Genomic DNA, 5,310 nt, shown 5'->3' with positions numbered 1-5,310 from the left:
TTCGTCGACGGGGAGGGTTTCCGCTTCGCGCCCTACCGCGAGAACGTGCTCGCAGCCGTGGCGCGCGACTTCCACGACATCCCGCGCTGGCTGCCGCTGTGGGGCAACCCGTTCTGCGAACGCTACGGGTTCAAGGACTGCGCGCCGGGGCGGTGAGCCCTCAGAAGGTGTGAATGAATCCGGCGCGGCCGAGCAGACCGCGCAAAGGCGCCCAATCAAGGCGCAAAGCGCAGCCGTAGCTCGGGCTACGGCGAGCATTTGCAACGCCGAGTGGGCGCCTTGGGGTGGGATGAGCGGCCATGGCGGGTTCGCTCACACCTTCTCAGTCGAACAGCGCGGTGTAGCGCCGCTGCATTTCCTGCGGCGAGACGTTCTCGATCGAGTGGCCGATGAGCCAGCGGTGGCCGAAGGGACAGCGCACCACGCCGCTGCGCTCGCCGTAGAAGGCGTCGCTGGCCTCGCGCTCCAGCGTGGCGCCGGCCGCCACGGCCTGGGCGAGCATCGCGTCGGCATCGTCCACGTGCAGGTGCAAGGTGACCGGCGTGGCACCCAGGCTGCGCGCGCTGCGGATGCCGTATTCGGGGAACTCGTCGCACAGCATCACGGTGTGCGCGCCGAAGGCCAATTCGGCGTGGCCGATGCGGCCGGAGGGTTCGACCAGGCGGAATTTTTCGGTGGCGCCGAAGGCCTGGCCATAGAAGCGAATGGCGGCGTCGGTGTCGTGCACGCAGAGGTAGGCATAGGCTTCATCGATGCGCATGGCGGCTCCTGGTTGAGGCGGCGAAGCCCGCACTGTGCCGTTCGACGCGCCCTGCGTATAGAAGAAATTGTTCGCGCCGTGAGCGCCCGCTCAGTGGCGGCGCGGCGGCACCAGCGGCAGGTGGTTGGGCTCGTCGGGCGCGAGCGCGCGAAAGCGCCCGGGCGTGAGGCCGGCCATGGCGCGGAACTCGCGGATGAAGTGCGACTGGTCGCTGTAGCCCAGGGTGGCCGCCAGCTCGGCGGGCGCGGGGCCGTCGCTCGCGGCGAGCGCCTTCACCGCCGCCTGGAAACGGCGCACACGCAGCCAGGCCTTGGGGTTGAGGCCGGCGGCCTGGCGGAACTGCAGTTCGAAGCGGCGGTGGCTCAGGCCACTCGCGCGCACGGCCGCCCCCACCGAGAGCGATTGCCGCAGCAGCCGCGCGAGCGCGCCGGCCTGCCCCGTCGCGGGTGGTCGTCGAGCCAGCAGCCAGGCCTCGAACAGGGCGAGCCGCGCGTCCACGGTCGCCGCCTCCATCAGCCGCTCACGCAGGCGCTGGGCCTCGGGGCCCAGCAGGGCCTCCAGCGGCACGTGGCGGCCGGTGATGGCGTCCGCGTCCAGGCCGAACAGCCACTGCGCCGCACCCGGCAGCAGCGTGGCGCCCACGCTGCCCGAGCGCGCGTGCAGGCGCTTGAGGTAGGGCGCGGTGCGCGCGCCCGCGAGCACCGCGTTCGCCAGCGGTTCGCCCTGCGCGTCGTCGCATGAGCGCAGCAGTTGCACCGGCGATTCGTCGAGCCGCAGCACCAGGTGCATGAAGCCGCTGGGCAGCAGGCGCTCGATGCGCGCCTGCGCCTCGAGCGCGGGTTCGGCCGCGCAACTCCAGACCTCGCGCACGAAGGGGCGCAGCAGCGGGTGGGGTGCGCGGCGCCGGTTCATGCGAACCTCAGTCGATGAGCGCGCTCATTCACCCACCTCGAAGCGCACGCGCGGCGCCACCGCGCACAGCGGTTCGTAGGCGATGGTGCCGGCCGCGTGCGCGACCTCGTCCACCGGCAACAACGCGCCGTTGCCGGCACGGCCCCACAGCACCGCCTCGCTGCCGATGCCGGCGTTGGGCACCGGCGTGAGGTCCACGGTGATCATGTCCATGCTGACGCGGCCCAGGGTGCGTGTGCGCACACCGTCCACCAGCACCGGCGTGCCGCTCGGTGCGTGGCGCGGGTAGCCGTCCGCATAACCACAGGCGATGACGCCGATGCGCATGGGCTCGCTCGCGGTGAAGGTGGAGCCGTAGCCCACGGTGTCGCCGGCCTGCAGTTGCTGCACGCCGATCACGCGCGTGGACAGTGTCATGGTGGGCAGCAGGCCCCAGTGCGCGGCGCTGTGTTCGGGAAAGTCGGGCGCGCTGCCATAGAGCGCGATGCCCTCGCGCACCCAATCGGCCGCGAGCGAACCCGCCCCGCGCAGCGCGCCGCGCGCGTGGCGCAGGATGGCCGCGCTGTTGGCCAGCGTGCGCTCGCCCGGCAGGTCGTCGGTGGCCTGCTCGAACAGCGCCACCTGGTGCGCGATGCCGCGCGGTCCGTCGGCGTCGCTGAAGTGCGTGATGTGGCCGATCTCTTCCACCTGCGGCAGCGCATTGAGCCGCGCCCACGCCGCGCGATACGCCGTGGGCGTGAAGCCCAGGCGGTTCATGCCGCTGTTGAGCTTGAGGAAGACCTTGTGCGGCTGCTGCGTCTTGTGCGCGGCCAGCCAGTCGATCTGTTCCGTGCAATGCACCGTGTGCCACAGGTTCAAGCGCGAGCACAGCTCCAGGTCGCGCGCCTCGAAGGCGCCTTCGAGCAACAGGATGGGGCCGCGCCAGTCCAGCGCGCGCAGGCGCTCGGCCTCGTCGAAGTCGAGCAGCGCGAACCCGTCGGCACCGCGCAGGCCCTCGAACGCACGCTCGATGCCGTGGCCGTAGGCATTGGCCTTGACGACGGCCCACACGCGGGCGTCGGGCGCTCGCTCGCGCGCGACATCGAGGTTGTGGCGCAGGGCGCCGGTGTGCACGGTGGCCAGGATGGGGCGGGGCATGGCGTGAGAATTGTCAAGCGGCGGCGCTCAGACCGAGCAGCGGGGTGGCGTACCGGGGGTGCTGCCGCACGCGCGTGCTATAACCCGCGCCACCTCACTGGAGACAAGCCCCGAACTGTCGCACAAACAAGTGAGGCTTCCGTCCGTGGGGCGCTTCATCCTGGCAGCCAAGCACACCGATTCATCGCCATGAAGCGCGGCTTCTACACCATCATGACGGCGCAGTTCTTCAGCTCACTGGCTGACAACGCGCTGTTCGTCGCCGCCATCGAGCTGCTGCGCCACCGCAACGCACACGAATGGCAGAGCGCGGCGCTGGTGCCCATGTTCGCGCTGTTCTACGTGCTGCTGGCGCCCTTCGTGGGCGCTTTTGCCGACGCCCGGCCCAAGGGCCAGGTCATGTTCATCAGCAACGCCATCAAGGTGGTGGGCTGCCTGCTCATGCTGGTGGGCGTGCACCCACTGCTGGCCTACACCCTGGTGGGCCTGGGTGCGGCGGCGTACTCGCCGGCCAAGTACGGCATCCTCACCGAGCTGCTGCCGCCCTCGCAACTGGTCAAGGCCAACGGCTGGATCGAGGGCCTCACCATCGCTTCCATCATCCTGGGCGTGCTGCTGGGCGGCCAGCTCGTGGGGCCCGCCATGTCCGCCTGGCTCGTGGCGCTGGCGATCCCCGGCATCCACCACGGCCCCGACGCCGCCATCGCCATGCTGGTGGGGCTGTACGTGATCGCCGCCGTGTTCAACCTGCGCATCCCGCTCACCGGCGTGACGCCGCGCCCCATGCCGCGCAACCCGCTGGTGCTGCTGCCCGATTTCTGGACCTGCAACATGCGCCTCTGGCGCGACCACCTGGGCCAGATCTCGCTGTCCACCACCACGCTGTTCTGGGGCGTCAGCGGCAACCTGCGCTACATCGTGCTGGCCTGGGCCGCGGTGGCGCTGGGCTACAGCACGTCCAAGGCCTCGGCGCTGGTGGGCGTGGTGGCGCTGGGCACGGCCGTGGGCGCGGTGGTGGCGTCCATGCGCATGCGGCTCGACCAGGCCACCAAGGTCATTCCCCTGGGCATCGCCATGGGCCTGCTGGTGGTGTTGATGAACTTCATCGACAACGTGTGGGTGGCCGCGCCTTTCCTGGTGCTGCTGGGCGGGCTGGGCGGCTTCCTGGTGGTGCCCATGAACGCGCTGCTGCAGCACCGGGGCCACAACCTCATGGGCGCGGGCCGCTCCATCGCGGTGCAGAACTTCAATGAGCAGGCCTGCATCCTGGGACTGGGCGCGCTCTACACCGCGTCCACCGGCGCGGGGCTCTCGGCCTTCGCGGCCATCACGGCCTTCGGCCTGCTGGTGGCCGGCACCATGGCGCTCATCGGCTGGTGGCACAAGCGCAACCAGCGCGTGCACGGGCACGAGATCGAGCGCCTGCTGGAAATCGCCCGCAGAGACGACCTTCATGGTTGACACCCCCGCCGCGCTTCGCGCGACCCCCTGAAGGGGGCGGCGCCTGCGGCCCGGCAAAGCCGGTTCCGCGGCGCCCCCGGCTGGGCCACCTCAGGCGACGCGCGTCAAAACGTGCCCACGTTCGTGGGGGCGAAGCCGTTGAGGCTCACGAGGCGGTGCTGCGCGAGCACCTTGTACAGGTCGGCCTCGCTCACCGAGCGCGAGAGGTAGGCGTCGGCGCCGGCCAGGCCGGCCTTCATGCGCTCCATGCTGCCCGCGCTGGGCGCGAACAGGATCACCGTGGCCGCGCCCCGGGGGCCCTTGGCCTGCTTGGCCCAGCGGCACACCTGGAAGGCATCGGGCTCGCCGCTCAAGCGGTCGATGACGACCAGCCGGTACGGGTGCGCCTTGAGCATGGCCTGCACCTGCGCGGGCTCGCGGCACCAGTCCATCGACAGCTCGTACTTGCGCAAGCGCTTGAGCAGGATGCGGCCCTCCACCAGGCTCTGCCCCACCAGCAAGGCGTCGCCGCGCGCGACCTCGGGCACGGCGGCGTCGCCCTGGCTCAGCCGGGAGGCGAGGCGGGAGTTGCGCGCGCGCGGCGCGGGCGGCGCCACGTTGAGCAGGTCCTCGAGGTCGGCGAAGTCGGTGGCGCCGCGCAAGGGGATGTTGACCGTGCCGGCGCGGGCCGTGGCCGCCGGGGCGGTCGCGGGCGCTGCGGGCAGCGCGGCCTGCGCCTCGGCGGACATACCCGCCGCGCGCGCGATCATCGCCAGCGCCTCCTCGCGCGTCATGGGGCGCGTGGGCGGGAACTCGGTTTCGGGCGAACGGCGCCGCGCGCGGGCCGAGGGCGGCAGGGGCGCGATGGGCTGTGGCTTGCCGCTGGCCAGGCGCATGCTGGCCTGCAGGCCGTGCAACTGGGAGGCCTTGAAGGGCTCGGCTTCCGCGACCCCCGACGACAGCGGCGCCGCGGTGGCCGCCGCCGCGCGCGCCGTGCGCAGGCCCACCAGGGCGTCCAGCGAACCCAGCAGCGAGACCAGGCGCACCGGCTTGCGCTCCAC

General features: G+C 71.7%; 5 protein-coding genes. 1 reads left to right on the top strand and 4 read right to left on the bottom strand.

The genetic code is table 11. From position 1 onward, the window contains the following. Positions 1–322: 322 nt before the first annotated feature. The 3 genes from VLG41_RS13460 to alr all read right to left on the bottom strand — a co-directional run bounded on the left by VLG41_RS13460 (position 323) and on the right by alr (position 2,809). On the bottom strand, positions 323–760 hold the full coding sequence (locus VLG41_RS13460; protein WP_325349915.1) for a VOC family protein: 438 nt from the start codon (positions 758–760) through the stop codon (positions 323–325). Positions 761–850: 90 nt separating this feature from the next. Next, positions 851–1,672, bottom strand: a complete 822-nt coding sequence (locus tag VLG41_RS13455) for a helix-turn-helix domain-containing protein (RefSeq protein ID WP_325349914.1) — start codon at positions 1,670–1,672, stop codon at positions 851–853. A 24-nt stretch (positions 1,673–1,696) separates the two neighbouring features. Further along, entirely contained in the window at positions 1,697–2,809 is a 1,113-nt protein-coding gene (gene alr, locus VLG41_RS13450) for an alanine racemase (protein WP_325349913.1), read from the bottom strand. 189 nt (positions 2,810–2,998) lie between these two features. Here alr and lplT point away from each other — a divergent pair, with 189 nt between their 5' ends. Next, positions 2,999–4,270 (top strand): lysophospholipid transporter LplT, encoded by a 1,272-nt coding sequence (gene lplT / locus VLG41_RS13445; RefSeq protein WP_325349912.1) that lies wholly within the window; start codon positions 2,999–3,001, stop codon positions 4,268–4,270. A gap of 104 nt (positions 4,271–4,374) precedes the next feature. On the opposite strand, the gene VLG41_RS13440 is transcribed toward lplT, so the two are convergent. Further along, positions 4,375–5,310 (bottom strand): hypothetical protein (locus tag VLG41_RS13440; protein WP_325349911.1); only part of this gene is annotated, 936 nt, incomplete at its 5' end.

Source organism: Hydrogenophaga sp. (genome assembly GCF_035481345.1).
In the GTDB taxonomy this organism is placed as follows: domain Bacteria; phylum Pseudomonadota; class Gammaproteobacteria; order Burkholderiales; family Burkholderiaceae_C; genus Hydrogenophaga.
This window is presented reverse-complemented; position numbering and strand designations above follow the sequence as displayed.